The organism is Sphingorhabdus sp., from assembly GCF_023910635.1.
Classification (GTDB): domain Bacteria; phylum Pseudomonadota; class Alphaproteobacteria; order Sphingomonadales; family Sphingomonadaceae; genus Sphingorhabdus_B.
This window is the reverse complement of sequence record NZ_JAAVVZ010000011.1, coordinates 50,627-66,348: the sequence shown is the minus strand read 5'-3', so window position 1 is coordinate 66,348 and position 15,722 is coordinate 50,627. Positions and strand designations below refer to the sequence as shown.

Below are 15,722 nucleotides of genomic sequence, written 5' to 3'. Positions count from 1 at the left end.
GCTAGCCGGCTTCTGAATGCCGAAACTGGTTCAGAACCTCATAGGCCATCACTGCGGTCGCGACCGCCGCGTTTAAGCTGTCCGCCTTGCCACGCATCGGCATTTTGACGCGCAGGTCGCACTCGGTTTCATAATCGTCCGGCAGGCCCTGCGCCTCATTACCCGTCAGGATGAAGCATGGCGCGTGGTAGCGGGCAGCTTGATAGTCGGTGTCGGTTTGCAGGCTGGTGCCGACCAATTGGCCTGCGCCCGCCCGCAACCAAGCGGTGAATTCTTCCCACCGGCATTGCACGACCTTTTGCGTGAAAATTGCGCCCATGCTGGCGCGGACGGACTCAACAGAAAATGGGTCCGTGCAATCATCGATCAGGATTAGTCCGCCAGCCCCCACGGCATCGCCCGTGCGCAGCATCGTGCCAAGATTACCCGGATCACGCATCGATTGTGCCACAAGCCAGATTGGCGCGCTGCTCCGGTCTATATCCCCCAAAGCAGTCCCATGGTCCCGATAGACGCCAACCACGGCCTGGGCGTTGTCCTTGCCCGACAGTTTCGCCATGATCTCGGCGCTGGTTTCAATTACGTCGCCCTTATTGGCCAGAACATCGGCCTCTAAAGCCACCTCAAGGTCATGTACGGGTCGGTCTTTAACGCGAAACAGCATTTCGGGAAGAAATCCCGCCTCGCGCGCTTCGGTCATAATGCGCAGCCCTTCGGCAAGGAAAAGCCCAGCGCGTTTACGGAGCTTCTTTTCACGAAGCCCGCGTATTTCCTTTAATAGCGGATTGGAAAATCCGGTAATTTCACGACGCATCAATCTTCGCCAAAACCGTCGACAACCAACCCAACCAGCTTTTCAATGGCGAGTTCGGCCTGTTCACCTTGGACATGAATGATAATTTCACTACCCTTCGCCGCGCCCAGCATCATTAAGCCCATGATGGACGTGCCAGTCACGGATTGACCATCCTTTTCGACCTCAACGCTGATCCCTTCGGGGAAGCGGGACACGAACGTCACAAATTTGGCGCTGGCGCGGGCGTGGAGGCCTTTTACGTTAACGATAGTGACCGGGCGGCTAATCCGCGTCATCGTGAAGCTTCAAGCACTTCAGAAGCGACGCTGATATATTTGCGTCCCGCTTCACGTGCGGCAGCGACCGCGTCTTTCACGTCCAGGTTTTTGCGCGCGCTATCCAGGCGGATGAGCATGGGCAGGTTCACGCCAGCGATGACTTCAACGCGTCCGCTATCGAGCAAGGAAATGGAGAGATTTGAAGGCGTTCCGCCGAACAGATCGGATAGGATGATGACGCCCTTGCCTGTATCGACTTTTTTGATAGCAGCCGCGATTTCATTGCGTCGCGCTTCCATATCATCATGCGGGCCGATGCAGATGGTCGCAACGTCCTTTTGTGGCCCCACAACATGTTCAAGCGCGACAAGAAACTCGTTCGCCAGTTTCCCATGCGTGACTAAAATCAAACCGATCATGTGATGTTGCTGCCTTGTCGCGACGTTAATCTGTCTGCGCCGTTAGCAGGCTCTTCCAGCGCGTCAATCGGTCTTAATGTCAGATCGCGATGTGCCACCTTCAAGGCAAAGCCATCCTCACGCAACCAAGCGCCAAAAGTTTCGGCAACATGGACAGACCGGTGCCGTCCACCCGTGCACCCAAAGGCGATATTTATATAAGCCTTACCCTGCGTGTCATAGAGCGGCAGCAGGAACCGCAGAAGGTCACGGATTTTATGCATGGCTTCATCATATTTCGGGTCGGCGGCAACATAATCGGCAACCGCCCCATCCAACCCCGTCAGGGGTCGCAAATTGCCGTCCCAGTGCGGGTTCCGTAAAAAACGCAAGTCGAATACCAGGTCGGCATTGTGCGGGACTCCGCGCGAAAAGCCAAAGCTTGATACCGTGATATTTGAGTGCAGAGACGTATCGCTGCTGAACCTTTCGCGGATGACGACTTGCAAATCATGCGCCGACAGCTTGCTTGTATCAATGACGGCCTCCGCCCATCGGCGAAATGGCTCCATCACGGCCCGGTCAATGGCGATGCCGTCCATCGCAGGCCGGTCTTGCGCCATCGGGTGACGGCGGCGGGTTTCCGCGTAGCGGCGCTCGATCTCGACGCCTGCGCAATCCAAAAACAGCGTCATTATTTCAAGGTTAGCTTGCGCCTGCAGTTTCCTGATTTGCCGAATCAACGCCTCGGCATCAAAACCGCGTGTCCGGCTATCAAAGCCCAGCGCCAGCGGAATATTTGGTCCATTTTCACCGCCCGATGCGGGAATTTTAAGCAACTGGCCTGCCAGCTTAATCGGGAAATTGTCGACCGTTTCCCAACCCAGGTCTTCCAGCGTTTTAAGCGCGGTTGTCTTACCTGCGCCGGACACACCGGTAATCAACAGGATTTTCTGCGGTTCGGGGGCTGTGTTCTGGGTCACATTGTTACGCTTTCATTCGACGTGGCATCGGCGTTTGCCACCGGGTGCAACCCAGCGTCAATGACCGACCGGAGCGCCCATTCCACCTTTAATGCGCTGCTCGCCTGAAATGGGTCCAGCTTGAACATGGGCACGGAGTAACCGGCTATGGTTATGCTCTGATGCTCTGGCGGCATGCGGTCCACGTCCTGCGTGAATTGTACGATGAGGCGCAGTGGTGCGCAATCGACGAAATCAATGGGACATATCCCAATGCCACGCACTTCTATTTTTCCGGCTATATTTGGCGCAATGGTCAGTTGTGGCAAACCATTGCAGCTTTCGATGTGTAATATATCGTCGCAGATCAGCTTTGCTCCGCGGTCAATCAGGCGAAGCGCCAAGTCTGATTTTCCGCTGCCGGACGGCCCAAGCAACAGCAACCCGTTCCCGTCAATGGCGACTGCGCTACCATGCACCATGTCCGACATTAAAGCGTTGCCGCAGCAGCGCAGGGTAGGGCGATTTCGAAGCATGCCCCGCCTTTGCCATCGACCCGGTCGCGTACTGCAATGCGTCCATGATGCCCCTCTATAATTGTCCGCGCAATGGCGAGGCCAAGCCCGCTATGCTTACCAAAATTCTCGGTCGCTGGCCGTTCGCTGTGGAAGCGTCGGAAAATGGCCTCCCGCTCTTGTGGTGGCACACCCGGGCCTTCATCGCTGATCCGAATGATGACGTCTTCATCGGCAACCGTCGCGGATATTTCGACGACTGCTCCGGGCGGTGAGAAGGAAACCGCATTATCGATCAAGTTGGTCAACATGCGTTCAAGACGGACATCCTCACCCATCACTGTCGCGATTTTCCGGCGTGGTCGTGCAAAGGCAATGTCGACATCTTTGTCGCTGCCCCGGTCTTCGCGTGCCTGAAGCAATTGCTCGATCATGTCGCCAAGGTCGATAGGTTCAAACTTCGCTTTGGCCAGTTGGGAATCCACCCGGCTGGCGTCCGAAATATCGCTTATAAGGCGGTCCATTCGAAGTACGTCGGCTTTTGCGACATCCATCAATTGTTTACGCAATTTTGGGTCTTCAATCCGCTCTGCGCCATCAAGTGCGGAGCGCAGAGAAGCAAGCGGATTTTTAATTTCATGCGCGACATCGGCGGCAAAGGCTTCGGTGGCGTCGATCCGTTGGCGAAGCGCTATGCTCATATCCGAAAGCGCACGTGCCAACATACCAATTTCGTCGCGGCGCGAGGGCAGGCGGGGAACGGTAACCTCTTGTGCGCGACCAAGCCGAACCTTTATGGCGGCGCGGGCCAGATGGCGCAACGGACGGACGATGGTGCGGGCAAGAAATATGGAAAGCATAACGCCGATGCCAAGCGCAAAAAGGAAGAACATGCCGACGTTGAACCGCTCTGCCCGGACGAACAAGCGGATGTCGCGTTCATTGGCGGTGGTCAGCACAGTAAAGCTTCGGTCGCGCGCAGTTGAGGCTGCGCTAATCATGTGCGTCAGGTCGGGCGCAAAGCGCACCATCGAGGCGGCTTTGGAAGGCGTTGCCGCGCGAATTTCTGGCCATGCGGAAGGGATATCTTCTACAGGCTCAACAAAGCGTTCCAGCTTGGCCGCGCCGACGAGGAAATCGAATAGGACATCCATCCAGCGTGCTGCAATTTTGGGCCAAGGTTCGCTGTCTGGGTCGCGAAAGACATAAGTGGGTTGTCGGCCAGCAAAGCTGTCTAATATTTTCGTTCCGTCTTGGTCGTAAACGCGGATCCGCGACAGGTTCAATTGACCAAATCTGGCGATATAGTCGTCCCGCTTTTGCGTGGTGATAAGGGGCAGGCTGGATACCAGGAAGCTGGCCTGAACGCGGGCTGCGTTTTCGCGCTCTGCAATTAACCGGACGCGATAGCTGTCGAGGAAGAACAGACCGGCACCCAGCAGAGCAAGCACGAAGAGGTTGACGGCAAGTATACGGGTGGTCAGCGATAACCCCCGGCTCCATCCCAGCTGCAGATCAGCGGGCTCAGCTGTCTGCGAAGCGATATCCGGCCCCATAAAGCGTATCAATAGCGGTGAATTCAGGGTCAATTTCACGGAATTTGCGCCGGAGCCTTTTGATATGGCTGTCAATGGTTCGGTCGTCCACATAGACGTCGTCCTGATACGCCGCGTCCATGAGTTGATCGCGGGTGCGCACGACGCCCGGTCGATTGGCCAGCGCCTCAAGGATCATAAACTCTGTCACCGTAAGTGTAAGCGACCTCCCGTCCCATTTGACGTGGTGCCGTGCCGGGTCCATTTCTAGCTTGCCACGCACCATGGGTTCTGGTTCGGGCTCCGCCTCGCCATTGCCAGCGACTTTGTCATAGGTTGCGCGTCGCAATATGGCTTTCACCCGCGCAATCAAAAGCCGTTGCGAAAATGGCTTGGTTATATAGTCATCGGCGCCCATGGCGAGGCCAAGTGCCTCGTCCAGCTCCTCATCCTTTGACGTTAGGAAGATGACGGGCATATCGCTTTTTTCGCGCAGCCGACGCAGCAGTTCAAGCCCGTCCATGCGCGGCATTTTAATGTCGAAAATACCAAGGTCTGCGGGATTTTCGATCAACGCCTTTAACGCAGTTTCGCCGTCCGAATATATCCGCGTCACATATCCTTCGGCCTGCATCGCAATAGATACAGAGGTCAGGATGTTCCGGTCGTCATCAACCAAGGCGATATTGGCGCTCATCCTCTGACTATAGGGTGGCAACGTCAGGGGTTCAATCTATTGCTCATGCTATGCGAAGTCTGTCGTGGATAACCTTTGTCCTGTAAATTGATACGTCCCCTATTTGACCTTCGATGATGCATCGTATACCGGCGGCGTCTTCACAGTGCATACGTATGCCCTAGATTCGCACTTTTGCCGGAGCATTTAATGTCGACACCACTGAATATCTCACTTTCGCAACAGGGTTTTGGCACGGATGCGACACTGTTTTGCAACCTCGGCACGGCGCCGTTGGTAGAGGCCGCTTTGGCCAATTCAGAAGGCATATTGGCCAAGGATGGCCCGCTTGTTGTCAAAACCGGCACGCATACTGGCCGCTCGGCGAAGGATAAATATATCGTTCGCGATGCCGAGACCGAAAACAGCATCTGGTGGGGCAAATCCAACGTAGCCATGGATCCTGCGCATTTCGCAGCGTTGAAGGCAGATTTCATTGCGGCGCTTGGCGGTAAAGACAAATTATACGTCGCGGACCTGTTCGGCGGGTCGCAGCCTGAGCATCGCGTCAATGTCCGCGTCATCAACGAATTTGCGTGGCATAACCTGTTCATCCGGACGCTGCTGGTGCGCCCGACGCCGCATGAATTGGCAAGTTTCGAACCCGAATACACCATCATCGATTTGCCAAGCTTCCGCGCGGACCCGGCGCGCCATGGTTGCCGCAGCGAGACGGTGATTGCGGTCAACTTTACCGAAAAGCTGATCCTGATTGGCGGCACCGCTTATGCGGGCGAAATGAAGAAGTCGGTGTTCGGCATCCTCAATTATTTGTTGCCGGTAAAGGGTGTTATGCCGATGCATTGCTCGGCGAATATTGGTGCGGACGGTCATACTGCGGTATTTTTTGGCTTGTCAGGCACCGGTAAGACTACCTTGTCTGCCGACGCCAGCCGCACCTTGATTGGCGATGATGAACATGGCTGGTCCGACACCGCTATATTCAACTTTGAAGGTGGTTGCTACGCCAAAATGATTCGCCTGTCGGCAGAGGCCGAGCCGGAGATTTTCGCCACAACCAAGCGTTTTGGTACTGTGCTCGAAAATGTGGTCATTGACCCGGAAACGCGGGAATTGGATTTCGACGACAATAGCCTCGCCGAAAACAGCCGTGGTTCGTACCCCATCGAATTTATTCCGAACACGTCGGAAAAGAATATGGGTCCCGTGCCCAAGACGATCATTTTCCTGACCGCTGATGCCTATGGCGTGTTGCCGCCCATCGCGCGGTTAACGCCTGATCAGGCGATGTATCACTTTCTTTCGGGCTATACTGCGCGTGTTGCCGGGACCGAAATTGGCGTGACGGAGCCGGAGGCGACATTCTCCACCTGCTTTGGCGCGCCATTCATGCCGCGTCACCCGAGCGTCTATGGCAATTTGTTGAAAGAGCGCATTGCCAAGGGCAACGTCCAATGCTGGTTGGTCAACACCGGCTGGACCGGTGGCAAGGCAACGATGCCCGGCATCAGCCGCATGCCGATCAAGGCCACGCGCGCGCTTTTGAACGCAGCGTTGGATGGCAGCCTGAACAATGCCGAATTCCGTAAGGATCCAAACTTTGGCTTTGAATTTCCGGTTGCCGTGCCAGGCGTCGACAGCGGCATTCTTGACCCTCGTGCGGCATGGTCCGACGGCGCGGAATATGATGTGACCGCGCAAAAGCTGACGCAACAATTCATTGATAATTTCGCGCAATTTGCCGATCATGTTGATGAAGGCGTAAGGCAGTCGGCACCTAAAGCCGCTTAACGCGTCCGGATATGCCGGACCAGTTGGAAGTCCGGAAAATGACCAGTTTTGACATTCGCTTGTTTCACGACGATGCATCCATCGTCGCCATTGGCGAGGGTTTGTTGGCCGCCACTTTGCCGCGTGCGGCATGGACGCATGAGGCGCATTTGGCGGCGTGCTGCTGGCTACTGCGTCATCGGGCCAATATCGATATAGAGCGCGAACTGCCCGCAATTATTTCGGCTTACAACGTCGCCAGCGGCGGCGTGAATGACGACACGCAAGGCTATCATGAAACGATTACGCAGGTGTATATTGCGGGGGTGGGGGCGTATTTGGCAGAAGTCGCGACCGACCTGCCGCTTTATGAGGCGGTCAACAGATTGTTGCTGTCCCCGCGGGGAACGCGAGATTTGCCGCTTCGCTTTTATTCAAAAGAACTATTATTTTCAGCGCAGGCCAGGCGGACATTTGTTGCGCCTGACCTTGTTGGCCTCGATCAAATGTAAATAATACCGAAGGCCGTGGAAACCCCCAGAAAAGCGTCAAAGGTCACACTAAGGTCTCACCTAAACGGCTGTACGCACGGGCCGGGTTGCGGCATCAAGAGGTAACCGCAGGCCAATGAATTTAGCGGTGCAATTTGCTTTGAACAAGAACCAGATCACGATGTCAAAGAACCGCGTCCACGCCAAAAAGCGCTGACGCGGCCGACTCTCTCAAAACAAATCCTACATTGCAAGCGTGGCAATATCCGCTCAGGTGCCCTCAACCAACAACACCGCGCCGTCCGACCCGATGACTCGCACATTGGCCCCCATAGCTGCATCCAGGCCGCGCGCGTTCCATACGCTGTCTCCGACTTTCACGCGGCCATGGCCGTTGGCGATAGGTTCAACCACGGTGACGATTTCGCCGGTCATGCGCGCGCCGCGATCATTCAGATTGACGTCGTCGGATTCAATGGGATTTTTCTGCAGAAATTTCTTACCTGCAAAGACAGTAAGGACCGACAATGTGGCGAACATCGCGACTTGATAGGCAAGGGTGATCGGTAGGAAATAATCCAATATGCCGACAATCAACGCGGCAAGGCCAAGCCACATCAGGAAGAAACCCGGCGCAACCATTTCGGCCACACCCAAGATCAGCCCAAGCGATAGCCAGAACCAGTGCGTTGATATTGTGTCGAGCCATTCTGCCATTTTATCACTCCTGCGCCTTCGGTGAATCTTCATAACCGTTTGTCACGCCTGCGGGAATGACAAAATAGGGAACGGCGGTCCATATTGCCGCCCCCTATGCGCTCATTGGTCCTTTGGAGCCAGCGCCTCTCTCGCCAATTCCCCAATGCCGCCAAGCGTGCCAATCAATTGCGTCGCCTCAACCGGGAACAATATGGTCTTGGCATTGGGCGATGTCGCAAACTGACTGATCGCTTCGGTATATTTTTGGGCAATGAAGTAATTCAGCGCCTGCGTGCCTGATGACGCGATGGATTCGGACACCATCACGGTGGCTTTGGCTTCGGCCTCTGCTTCACGTTCGCGGGCTTCGGCATCGCGAAAGGCGGCTTCTTTTCGGCCTTCCGCCTGTAGAATCTGGCTTTGCTTTTCACCCTCTGCGCGCAGGATTTCGGCGGCGCGCAGGCCCTCGGCCTCCAATATTTGCGCACGCTTTTCGCGCTCCGCCTTCATCTGACGCGCCATGGCGTTGGAGATGTCGGCTGGCGGGCGAATGTCCTTCACCTCAACACGGGTGATCTTCACGCCCCACATGCTGGTGGCATGGTCAACCACCGAGAGCAGGCGGCCGTTGATGTCGTCGCGTTTCGACAGGGTCTCGTCAAGGTCCATGCTGCCCATCACGGTCCGCAGGTTGGTCGTCGTAATCTGCATGATCGCGTTATACAGGTCAGATACCTCATAAGCGGCCTTAGCGGCATCGAGCACTTGGAAAAACACAACCGCATCGACGCCGACCATGGCGTTGTCCTTGGTAATGATCTCCTGCCCCGGAATGTCGAGCACTTGCTCCATAACATTCACCTTGCGGCCGACACGGTCGAAGAACGGGATGATGATGGTGAGACCCGGCTGCGCCGCATAAGTGTAGCGACCGAACCGTTCGATGGTGTAAACAAAACCTTGTTGCACCACAGTTACGCCCATCATCACAAAGATGATGACGATCAAGGCCAGTAGGCCGAAGAAATATTCCATGAAAATCCTCCCGTTTGCTGGATCACAGATTGTGTTGGATTATGCGGACGTTGCAAGCAAAATCGGATATTGGCGGGAGCATTTACCTCATTTTACAATATCTAATGCTGCCACGCTCGACCGAGTCACAAAATCTGTCGCCCAAGGCGACGGGTTGGCGCATGCCTAAAAGCGGTCGCAAAAATTGCGGCGAGTTGAGGCGCGCGATGATCAATTAAAGGTCGCATGAATGAATTGATGGATGTAGGGCGTTCAATTGACGACAGAACGTGCCCGACATGCGACGGGTGACGTCGTGTCTTCGTCTGGAGCGAACCCTCATGCGTCTTGTCCATTCGTCAATTTTCCTCGGTCTGGTCGCCTTGGCGGCAAGCCCATCTTTTTCCAAGGCGGTGACAGAAGCCGATTTGCGCGATCATATCGAGATACTCGCCAGCGATGAATTTGAAGGCCGCAAGCCTGGCACTGCGGGCGAGGCAAAGACGGTAAAATATATTGCCGAAGCATGGGCCAAGGCCGGACTGAAACCTGCGGCTGCCGACGGTAGCTGGTTTGACCCGGTGCCCCTCATTCAACGCGGGCAGGGCAGTTCTACTTATGCTTTTACGGCAAAGGGACGCAAATTGCGGATCGTTTCGGACGATATTGTTCTAATCGGTAAGCAAGCGGACTATGCGCGCAGCAATTTGCCATTGATGTTCACCGGATCAGGCGTGACAGCAAATGGTCAGGTCGCCGCTGATGTCAAAGGTAAGGCGGCGATTGTTCTATTTGAAGCCGAAAATGTGCCCGATAACATGAAATCACCCCGAGCGCGGCGCGAAGCCTTAATCGCGGCGGGTGCAGAGGCGGTGATTTTTGTAGGGGATAGCCAAGGCAATTGGCTAACATTGCGCCGTCAGCTTTTGTCGCGACCCATCGCGCTTGAGGCCCGGGAAAAGCGCGCAGCGTTGGAGGGCGCCATCAGCACGGAGTTCGTTGTCGGGCTGGTCACGGCGGCTGGGCAAGATTGGGACACGTTGCGCGCCAACGCAAAGCAGGCGGATTATGCGGGCGAAGCGCTTAGCATTGATGCAGATTTTGACGTAAAAACAGACCTTTATCGTTTCAACAGTTCAAATGTCATCGGCAAGATCGCTGGGCGCAAGAAAAATAGCGGCGCGTTGTTGTTCATGGGGCACTGGGACCATCTGGGCATTTGTGCGCCAGAAGGCGCGCCCGACCGTATTTGTAATGGCGCCGTTGATAACGCCAGCGGCATTGCGATGATGAACGAAGTTGCCGAAGCCTTGGCAAAGAAGAAACATGACCGCGATATTTATTTTCTGGCGACCACAGCAGAGGAAAGCGGTTTGCTGGGCGCTTATGCCTTTGCCGATAAACCTGTGCTGCCTTTGGACCAGATCATATTGTCGTTAAATGTCGACACGATTGCGATTGCACCGCGCGGGTCAAAGGTGGCGATTATTGGTCGGGGAACAACGCCGTTAGATGCCGTGGTTGAAACCGTGGCAAAGAAGACGGGCCGTGCAATTGAAGAATCAAACGACGCCAATGCCTTCATTCAACGGCAGGACGGGTGGGCGCTGGCGCAAAAGGGTGTTCCTGCGTTGATGGTGGGCGGTTCATTCGCCGACCTGAACCTCTTGCAGAAATTTTTGGGTAGTGATTATCATGGTCCAAATGATGAGTTGACCGACAGCACCGAATTGGGCGGTGCAGCCGAAGATACCGATCTGCACATTGCGCTTGGCCGCCATTTTGCCGACACGCGAAAATATAAATCGAAGAAGGCTGGCGAATAAAAGGGTTACTGTTTACATGGGCCGCCACGAATCAAAGCTTAAAGCGGTGGCCCCATGAAAGAAATTCCCCTCGGTCTGACATTTGACGACGTGCTGTTGCAGCCGGGCGCGTCGGACATTTTGCCCAGCCAAGCGGACACGCGCACGCGGCTGACCAAAAGCATCTCATTGAATATCCCCGTTTTGTCATCGGCGATGGACACCGTGACCGAAGCGCGGATGGCCATCGTCATGGCGCAGCTTGGCGGCATTGGTGTCTTGCACCGCAATCTCAGCATCGAAGAGCAATGCGCCGCGGTGCGTCAGGTGAAGCGTTTTGAAAGCGGCATGGTCGTCAACCCAATCACCATCGCGCCGGATGCAACCTTGGCCGAGGCGCAGGCGTTGATGCTCGCAAATGCCATTTCCGGCATTCCAGTGGTCGAGGCGAGTGGCAAGCTTGCGGGTATATTGACCAACCGCGACGTGCGCTTTGCCGAAAATCCTGCGCAGCCTGTGTCCGAGCTGATGACGCATGAAAATTTGGCGACGGTGTCTGCATCCGTCACACAAGAAGAAGCGCGGCGTTTGCTGCATCAGCGGCGGATTGAAAAGCTGTTGGTTGTCGACGATGCCTATCATTGCATTGGGCTGATTACGGTCAAGGATATCGAAAAAGCAGTTTTATACCCCAATGCCACCAAGGATAGCTCCGGACGCTTGCGCGTTGCGGCAGCAACCACCGTGGGTGAAAAGGGCTTGGCGTATACAAAAGCGTTAATTGACGCGGAATGCGACCTGATCGTTGTGGACACCGCGCATGGCCATAGCGCGATGGTTGCCGCTGCCGTTGCCGAAATCAAGCGTATGGCGCCAGAGGTTCAAATTGTGGCCGGCAATGTCGCAACCGCCGCCGCCACCCGCGCGTTGATTGATGCGGGCGCAGATGGCATCAAAGTCGGAATTGGCCCCGGGTCAATCTGCACCACTCGCGTGGTTGCGGGCGTTGGCGTGCCGCAATTGACGGCGATTATGGAAGCGGCAGCAGAAGCTGCAAAATCCGGGATTCCCGTGATAGCCGACGGCGGTTTGCGGACATCGGGTGACGTTGCCAAGGCGCTTGCGGCGGGTGCATCATCGGTGATGGTCGGATCATTGCTGGCGGGCACCGAAGAGGCACCGGGCGAGACATTCCTGTATCAAGGCCGCGTTTATAAAAGCTATCGCGGCATGGGCAGTGTCGGGGCGATGGCGCGCGGATCCGCCGACCGCTATTTTCAGCAAGATATCAAGGATCAGCTTAAGCTGGTCCCCGAAGGCATTGAAGGGCAGGTACCTTTCAAAGGGCCTGCACGCGACGTCATTCATCAGCTTGTGGGCGGCGTGAAGGCTGCCATGGGGTATACAGGTTCGCGCACTATCGCCGACCTTCAGGAACGCGCGCAGTTTGTGCGCATCACCAATGCCGGATTACGGGAAAGCCATGTTCATGACGTTACCATCACACGCGAAGCACCCAATTACCCGACGCGTTAAGGCATGAGGCCCGCTGCGCGCCTGCAATCGGCCATTGAGCTGGTTGACCACATCATCCTTGCGGCCCGCGATGGCGGAGCATCCGCAGATCAGATTGCCAAACGCTTTTTTGCCGAGCGTCGCTATGCGGGGTCAAAGGACCGCCGCGCGGTGCGTGATTTGGCGTGGGGTGTTATCCGGCGTTTTGGTAAACGACCGGCAACCGCGCGTTCGGCCTTCGCCGCGATGGCGGATGCGGATCCGGAATTGGCCGCTTTATTCGACGGCAGCGATTATGGCCCAGCAGTCATTGACCCGGCGGAGGCCCGGTCGACGGGGGGTGCCTTGCCCAAATGGATAAAGGCTTTATTCTCCGCACTTGTCGATGAAACGGAGCAGGCATCCTTGCTGGACCGCGCGCCGATGGACCTGCGCGTCAATGCGTTAAAGGCCCGCCGGGACGAAGTTGCCGCGTTGCTGCCAGAGGCGGAAATATTGCCAGCGCTCGACTTTGCGCTGCGCTTGCCTGGCGGCACTGCGATCGACAGCCATGTTGCGGTTGAAAATGGCCAGGTTGAAATTCAGGATTTGGGTAGCCAGCTCATCGTCGAGGCCTGTCAGGCCAAGGGGCTTGGCACTGTGCTTGACCTGTGCGCTGGTGCGGGCGGCAAGACGCTTGCTTTGGCCGCTGCGATGCGCAACGCTGGACGCTTAATTGCCACCGACACTAACCGGAACCGGCTTGACCAGCTAAAACCGCGCGCAGCACGGGCAGGGGCGACAAATATCGAAACACGGTTGCTCAACCCAAATAAAGAGAAGGACATGCTGTCTGACCTTAAGGGCGGCTGCGACCTTGTGCTGATCGATGCACCTTGCTCTGGCAGTGGGACGTGGCGGCGGAACCCCGAAACGCGCTGGCGCTTGGACGCTGCACGGTTGAAGCGTGTGGTCGATGAACAGGCCAAGCTGTTAGACATTGGTTCGGAAATGGTCGCGCGTGGCGGGCATTTGGTATATGCCGTATGCTCGCTCATTGAAAATGAGGGCAAGGGGCAAGTGGCAGCGTTTTTGAAATCGCATAATGGCTGGCGCACGGTGCAAACCGGCGTTTCTATGGGCCGTGCCGATGGCGATGGTGTGCTGCTGACACCGTTACATGATAATAGCGATGGATTTTTCTTCGCGAGGCTCCAAAAGCTGTGATAGCGTCGCGAGGCAAAAATATTTGGATACTGATTATGCGTTTTTCTCCCGCAACTATTGCCCTGTCACTTACGTTCGCCATTATGTCGAGCGCCAGCATTAGCGGGCGGGCGGACGATGATGTTGATGCGCGCTCAATCGCTTTGGTTAAAACCGGCGACGAAGAAGTCAGCGCTGGTCGCGTCGATAGCGCAATTGGCTGGTATGAGACCGCGCTCGCGGTCGACCCGCGCAACCGCGCCGCTTATGTCGCGATGGCGCGCGCCGTAAAGTCCCAAGGGTTGAACGGTAAGGCTATTGGTCTCTACACAGAAGCGCTTGAGATTGATCCTAACGACCAGATCGCTTTGGCCGAGCAAGCCGATGCCTTTATTGCAAAAGGCGCGCTGGAACAGGCACGCAAGAATATGGCCCGTCTGACCAATGTGTGCCGCGCCGATTGCGCCTCCGTCACCCGGCTTTCACGCGCCATTGACGCGGCGTCACGCAAAGAACAGGCGCAGGCCAGTGCGGTTGACCTGAAAGCGACATTGGGCGCAACGCCAGAGCCTAAGGCGAATTGACCGCTTAGGCTTAGGGTCGGGGCCCTAAATCAGGTCGGCAAATTCAGAGAGAATATTTTCATATAGCCGCTTTTTGAACGGCACGATAAGCTGCGGCAATCGGGGGGCGTCCACCCATTGCCAACTACTAAACTCCTGATGCTCGGTTTCAATGTTGATATCGGCGTCTGTACCTTTGAACCGCATGAGAAACCACATTTGCCGCTGACCGCGATATTTGCCCTTCCATATCTGCCCAATCATATCGTCGGGTAAATCGTAGAAATGCTCTTCCTTGCTGCGGGCGAGAATGTTCACGAGGTCAGCGCGGACGCCGGTTTCTTCGAACAATTCACGTAAAGCAGCGGTCTCTGCCTCTTCGCCGTCGTCAATTCCACCCTGCGGCATCTGCCATGCGTCGGTGCCTTCGGGCCTGTCCATGCGCTGCCCCACGAATATCTTGCCTTGCATATTGGCAAGCATGATGCCGGCGCAGGGGCGGTAAGGCAGTTCGTCCAATGGAGCGGTCATACAGATGGCATCACTTCGGCGAGCATATTTTTGAGAGCCTTAACATAGCCTTCGATATCGGCCTGAACCGACGGAATGGCTTGGCGAATGTTGATATGGCCGTGGATATTGCCATCGGCGCTGATATGTTGAACATGAACGCCTGCTTGTTCCAGCTTTTCCACATAGGCAAGGCCCTGATCACGCAAGGGGTCCAAGCTGGCGGTAGTCACCAGGCTGGGCGGCATGCCTTCCTGTGGGAAGTTAAGTGGTTCCGAGCGATAGTCACCCGGCACCGCTGCATGGCCTTGGCCGAAATAGGTCATGGCTTCTTCGGTCAGCAAATAGCCATTGGAAAATTCGCGCATGCTTGGCCAATCGGGGTCAAGTGTGACGACAGGGTAAATGGGAAACTGCAATAGCACTGGAACGGCAGCGGGCTTGTCGCGCAGTGCCATACTGGTCACAATGGTCAGGTTGCCGCCCGCGCTATCGCCCGATGTGATGAGACCAGTTACCTTTAGGCCCAATTCCGCCGGGCTAGACGCGATCCACCGCGTTGCGGCTTCGCAATCTTCCGCAGGCGCGGGGAAGGGATATTCCGGCGATAGACGATAATCTATGGAGATAACCGGCAGGTCGAGCAATCGCGCGACTTCGGCGCAATAAGGCTCATACGTATACAGGCTGCCGATCACAAAGCCGCCGCCATGGTAAAACACCATAACAGGGCCAGGGCCACGATCGGCGCGGTTGTCATAAATCCGTGCCGGGATTGTTCCTGCGGGGCCGGGAATGTCTATATCGCGAATGACGGCAAGTTCACCCACTGGCGCATCGGCAACATCACGCATGGCAGTCGTTATCGCGCGCGCTTCATCGGCGGAAACTTCCCAAAATTTAGGGCCGGGAACGGCATTCAAAAATTGCAGGAACAAGGCCACATCAGGGCGGACAAAGGGCGTGGTTTCAGTCATTTGTATCTCCAT

Annotated in this window: 18 protein-coding genes; 7 read left to right on the top strand and 11 right to left on the bottom strand. The window is 56.0% G+C overall.

The genetic code is table 11. The features are described 5' to 3' along the window. Window position 1: 1 nt before the first annotated feature. From HEQ34_RS08395 to HEQ34_RS08365, 7 genes are read right to left on the bottom strand one after another with little or no spacing between them, the layout of a single operon-like run. Window positions 2–814, bottom strand: a complete 813-nt coding sequence (locus HEQ34_RS08395) for an RNA methyltransferase (RefSeq protein ID WP_296199621.1) — start codon at window positions 812–814, stop codon at window positions 2–4. Beyond that, window positions 814–1,092, bottom strand: a complete 279-nt coding sequence (locus tag HEQ34_RS08390) for an HPr family phosphocarrier protein (RefSeq protein WP_296199619.1) — start codon at window positions 1,090–1,092, stop codon at window positions 814–816. Before HEQ34_RS08390 ends, HEQ34_RS08395 begins: the two co-directional genes overlap by 1 nt. Beyond that, complete coding sequence (locus tag HEQ34_RS08385) at window positions 1,089–1,493, bottom strand: PTS sugar transporter subunit IIA (RefSeq protein WP_296199617.1); 405 nt, start codon at window positions 1,491–1,493, stop codon at window positions 1,089–1,091. Before HEQ34_RS08385 ends, HEQ34_RS08390 begins: the two co-directional genes overlap by 4 nt. After that, window positions 1,490–2,455 carry an RNase adapter RapZ gene (gene rapZ / locus HEQ34_RS08380; protein WP_296199615.1) on the bottom strand — a complete coding sequence of 322 codons (966 nt, stop codon included), beginning with the start codon at window positions 2,453–2,455 and terminating at the stop codon, window positions 1,490–1,492. Before rapZ ends, HEQ34_RS08385 begins: the two co-directional genes overlap by 4 nt. Next, window positions 2,452–2,925, bottom strand: a complete 474-nt coding sequence (locus tag HEQ34_RS08375) for an HPr kinase/phosphorylase (RefSeq protein ID WP_296199613.1) — start codon at window positions 2,923–2,925, stop codon at window positions 2,452–2,454. Before HEQ34_RS08375 ends, rapZ begins: the two co-directional genes overlap by 4 nt. Beyond that, window positions 2,925–4,505, bottom strand: coding sequence for an ATP-binding protein (locus HEQ34_RS08370; RefSeq protein ID WP_296199611.1), 1,581 nt, complete (start codon window positions 4,503–4,505; stop codon window positions 2,925–2,927). The genes HEQ34_RS08375 and HEQ34_RS08370 overlap by 1 nt, the downstream gene beginning before the upstream one ends. Continuing rightward, window positions 4,474–5,181, bottom strand: a complete 708-nt coding sequence (locus HEQ34_RS08365) for a response regulator transcription factor (protein ID WP_296199610.1) — start codon at window positions 5,179–5,181, stop codon at window positions 4,474–4,476. Before HEQ34_RS08365 ends, HEQ34_RS08370 begins: the two co-directional genes overlap by 32 nt. Before the next feature lie 189 nt (window positions 5,182–5,370). On the opposite strand from HEQ34_RS08365, the gene HEQ34_RS08360 reads away from it, so the two are divergent. Beyond that, window positions 5,371–6,972: a phosphoenolpyruvate carboxykinase gene (locus HEQ34_RS08360; RefSeq protein WP_296199607.1), complete on the top strand. Its 1,602-nt coding sequence runs from the start codon at window positions 5,371–5,373 to the stop codon at window positions 6,970–6,972. A gap of 38 nt (window positions 6,973–7,010) precedes the next feature. Next, a complete protein-coding gene (locus tag HEQ34_RS08355) occupies window positions 7,011–7,463 on the top strand; it encodes a hypothetical protein (RefSeq protein ID WP_296199606.1) in 453 nt (150 codons plus the stop codon). Window positions 7,464–7,712: 249 nt separating this feature from the next. Here the strand turns inward: HEQ34_RS08355 and HEQ34_RS08350 are convergent, their stop codons facing one another. Both HEQ34_RS08350 and HEQ34_RS08345 read right to left on the bottom strand, forming a co-directional pair. Further along, a complete protein-coding gene (locus HEQ34_RS08350) occupies window positions 7,713–8,159 on the bottom strand; it encodes an NfeD family protein (protein WP_296199604.1) in 447 nt (148 codons plus the stop codon). 102 nt (window positions 8,160–8,261) lie between these two features. Continuing rightward, window positions 8,262–9,176 (bottom strand): SPFH domain-containing protein, encoded by a 915-nt coding sequence (locus HEQ34_RS08345; protein ID WP_296199602.1) that lies wholly within the window; start codon window positions 9,174–9,176, stop codon window positions 8,262–8,264. On the opposite strand from HEQ34_RS08345, the gene HEQ34_RS08340 reads away from it, so the two are divergent. From HEQ34_RS08340 to HEQ34_RS08320, 5 genes are all read left to right on the top strand, one after another. Next, window positions 9,175–9,345 carry a hypothetical protein gene (locus tag HEQ34_RS08340; protein WP_296199600.1) on the top strand — a complete coding sequence of 57 codons (171 nt, stop codon included), beginning with the start codon at window positions 9,175–9,177 and terminating at the stop codon, window positions 9,343–9,345. The two genes, HEQ34_RS08345 and HEQ34_RS08340, sit on opposite strands and share 2 nt — an antisense overlap. A 151-nt stretch (window positions 9,346–9,496) precedes the next feature. After that, window positions 9,497–10,981, top strand: coding sequence for a M28 family peptidase (locus HEQ34_RS08335; protein ID WP_296199598.1), 1,485 nt, complete (start codon window positions 9,497–9,499; stop codon window positions 10,979–10,981). A 54-nt stretch (window positions 10,982–11,035) separates the two neighbouring features. After that, window positions 11,036–12,496: an IMP dehydrogenase gene (guaB, locus tag HEQ34_RS08330; protein ID WP_296199596.1), complete on the top strand. Its 1,461-nt coding sequence runs from the start codon at window positions 11,036–11,038 to the stop codon at window positions 12,494–12,496. A 3-nt stretch (window positions 12,497–12,499) separates the two neighbouring features. Further along, window positions 12,500–13,681, top strand: coding sequence for an RsmB/NOP family class I SAM-dependent RNA methyltransferase (locus HEQ34_RS08325; protein WP_296199595.1), 1,182 nt, complete (start codon window positions 12,500–12,502; stop codon window positions 13,679–13,681). A gap of 35 nt (window positions 13,682–13,716) precedes the next feature. Beyond that, window positions 13,717–14,244 carry a tetratricopeptide repeat protein gene (locus HEQ34_RS08320; RefSeq protein WP_296199593.1) on the top strand — a complete coding sequence of 176 codons (528 nt, stop codon included), beginning with the start codon at window positions 13,717–13,719 and terminating at the stop codon, window positions 14,242–14,244. A 24-nt stretch (window positions 14,245–14,268) separates the two neighbouring features. On the opposite strand, the gene HEQ34_RS08315 is transcribed toward HEQ34_RS08320, so the two are convergent. After that, complete coding sequence (locus tag HEQ34_RS08315; RefSeq protein ID WP_296199591.1) at window positions 14,269–14,754, bottom strand: RNA pyrophosphohydrolase; 486 nt, start codon at window positions 14,752–14,754, stop codon at window positions 14,269–14,271. Further along, window positions 14,751–15,710, bottom strand: a complete 960-nt coding sequence (locus HEQ34_RS08310) for an alpha/beta hydrolase (protein WP_296199590.1) — start codon at window positions 15,708–15,710, stop codon at window positions 14,751–14,753. The genes HEQ34_RS08315 and HEQ34_RS08310 overlap by 4 nt, the downstream gene beginning before the upstream one ends. Between the last annotated feature and the right edge of the window lie 12 nt (window positions 15,711–15,722).

Coding starts and splice junctions, on each gene's coding strand:
- guaB (WP_296199596.1), top strand. CDS start 11,036: ATGAAAGAAATTCCCCTCGGTCTGACATTTGACGACGTGCTGTTGCAG.
- HEQ34_RS08365 (WP_296199610.1), bottom strand. CDS start 5,181: ATGAGCGCCAATATCGCCTTGGTTGATGACGACCGGAACATCCTGACC.
- HEQ34_RS08385 (WP_296199617.1), bottom strand. CDS start 1,493: ATGATCGGTTTGATTTTAGTCACGCATGGGAAACTGGCGAACGAGTTT.
- HEQ34_RS08375 (WP_296199613.1), bottom strand. CDS start 2,925: ATGTCGGACATGGTGCATGGTAGCGCAGTCGCCATTGACGGGAACGGG.
- HEQ34_RS08345 (WP_296199602.1), bottom strand. CDS start 9,176: ATGGAATATTTCTTCGGCCTACTGGCCTTGATCGTCATCATCTTTGTG.
- HEQ34_RS08355 (WP_296199606.1), top strand. CDS start 7,011: ATGACCAGTTTTGACATTCGCTTGTTTCACGACGATGCATCCATCGTC.
- HEQ34_RS08390 (WP_296199619.1), bottom strand. CDS start 1,092: ATGACGCGGATTAGCCGCCCGGTCACTATCGTTAACGTAAAAGGCCTC.
- HEQ34_RS08320 (WP_296199593.1), top strand. CDS start 13,717: ATGCGTTTTTCTCCCGCAACTATTGCCCTGTCACTTACGTTCGCCATT.
- HEQ34_RS08395 (WP_296199621.1), bottom strand. CDS start 814: ATGCGTCGTGAAATTACCGGATTTTCCAATCCGCTATTAAAGGAAATA.
- HEQ34_RS08325 (WP_296199595.1), top strand. CDS start 12,500: ATGAGGCCCGCTGCGCGCCTGCAATCGGCCATTGAGCTGGTTGACCAC.
- HEQ34_RS08350 (WP_296199604.1), bottom strand. CDS start 8,159: ATGGCAGAATGGCTCGACACAATATCAACGCACTGGTTCTGGCTATCG.
- HEQ34_RS08360 (WP_296199607.1), top strand. CDS start 5,371: ATGTCGACACCACTGAATATCTCACTTTCGCAACAGGGTTTTGGCACG.
- HEQ34_RS08335 (WP_296199598.1), top strand. CDS start 9,497: ATGCGTCTTGTCCATTCGTCAATTTTCCTCGGTCTGGTCGCCTTGGCG.
- HEQ34_RS08315 (WP_296199591.1), bottom strand. CDS start 14,754: ATGACCGCTCCATTGGACGAACTGCCTTACCGCCCCTGCGCCGGCATC.
- HEQ34_RS08370 (WP_296199611.1), bottom strand. CDS start 4,505: ATGGGGCCGGATATCGCTTCGCAGACAGCTGAGCCCGCTGATCTGCAG.
- HEQ34_RS08310 (WP_296199590.1), bottom strand. CDS start 15,710: ATGACTGAAACCACGCCCTTTGTCCGCCCTGATGTGGCCTTGTTCCTG.
- HEQ34_RS08340 (WP_296199600.1), top strand. CDS start 9,175: ATGAAAATCCTCCCGTTTGCTGGATCACAGATTGTGTTGGATTATGCG.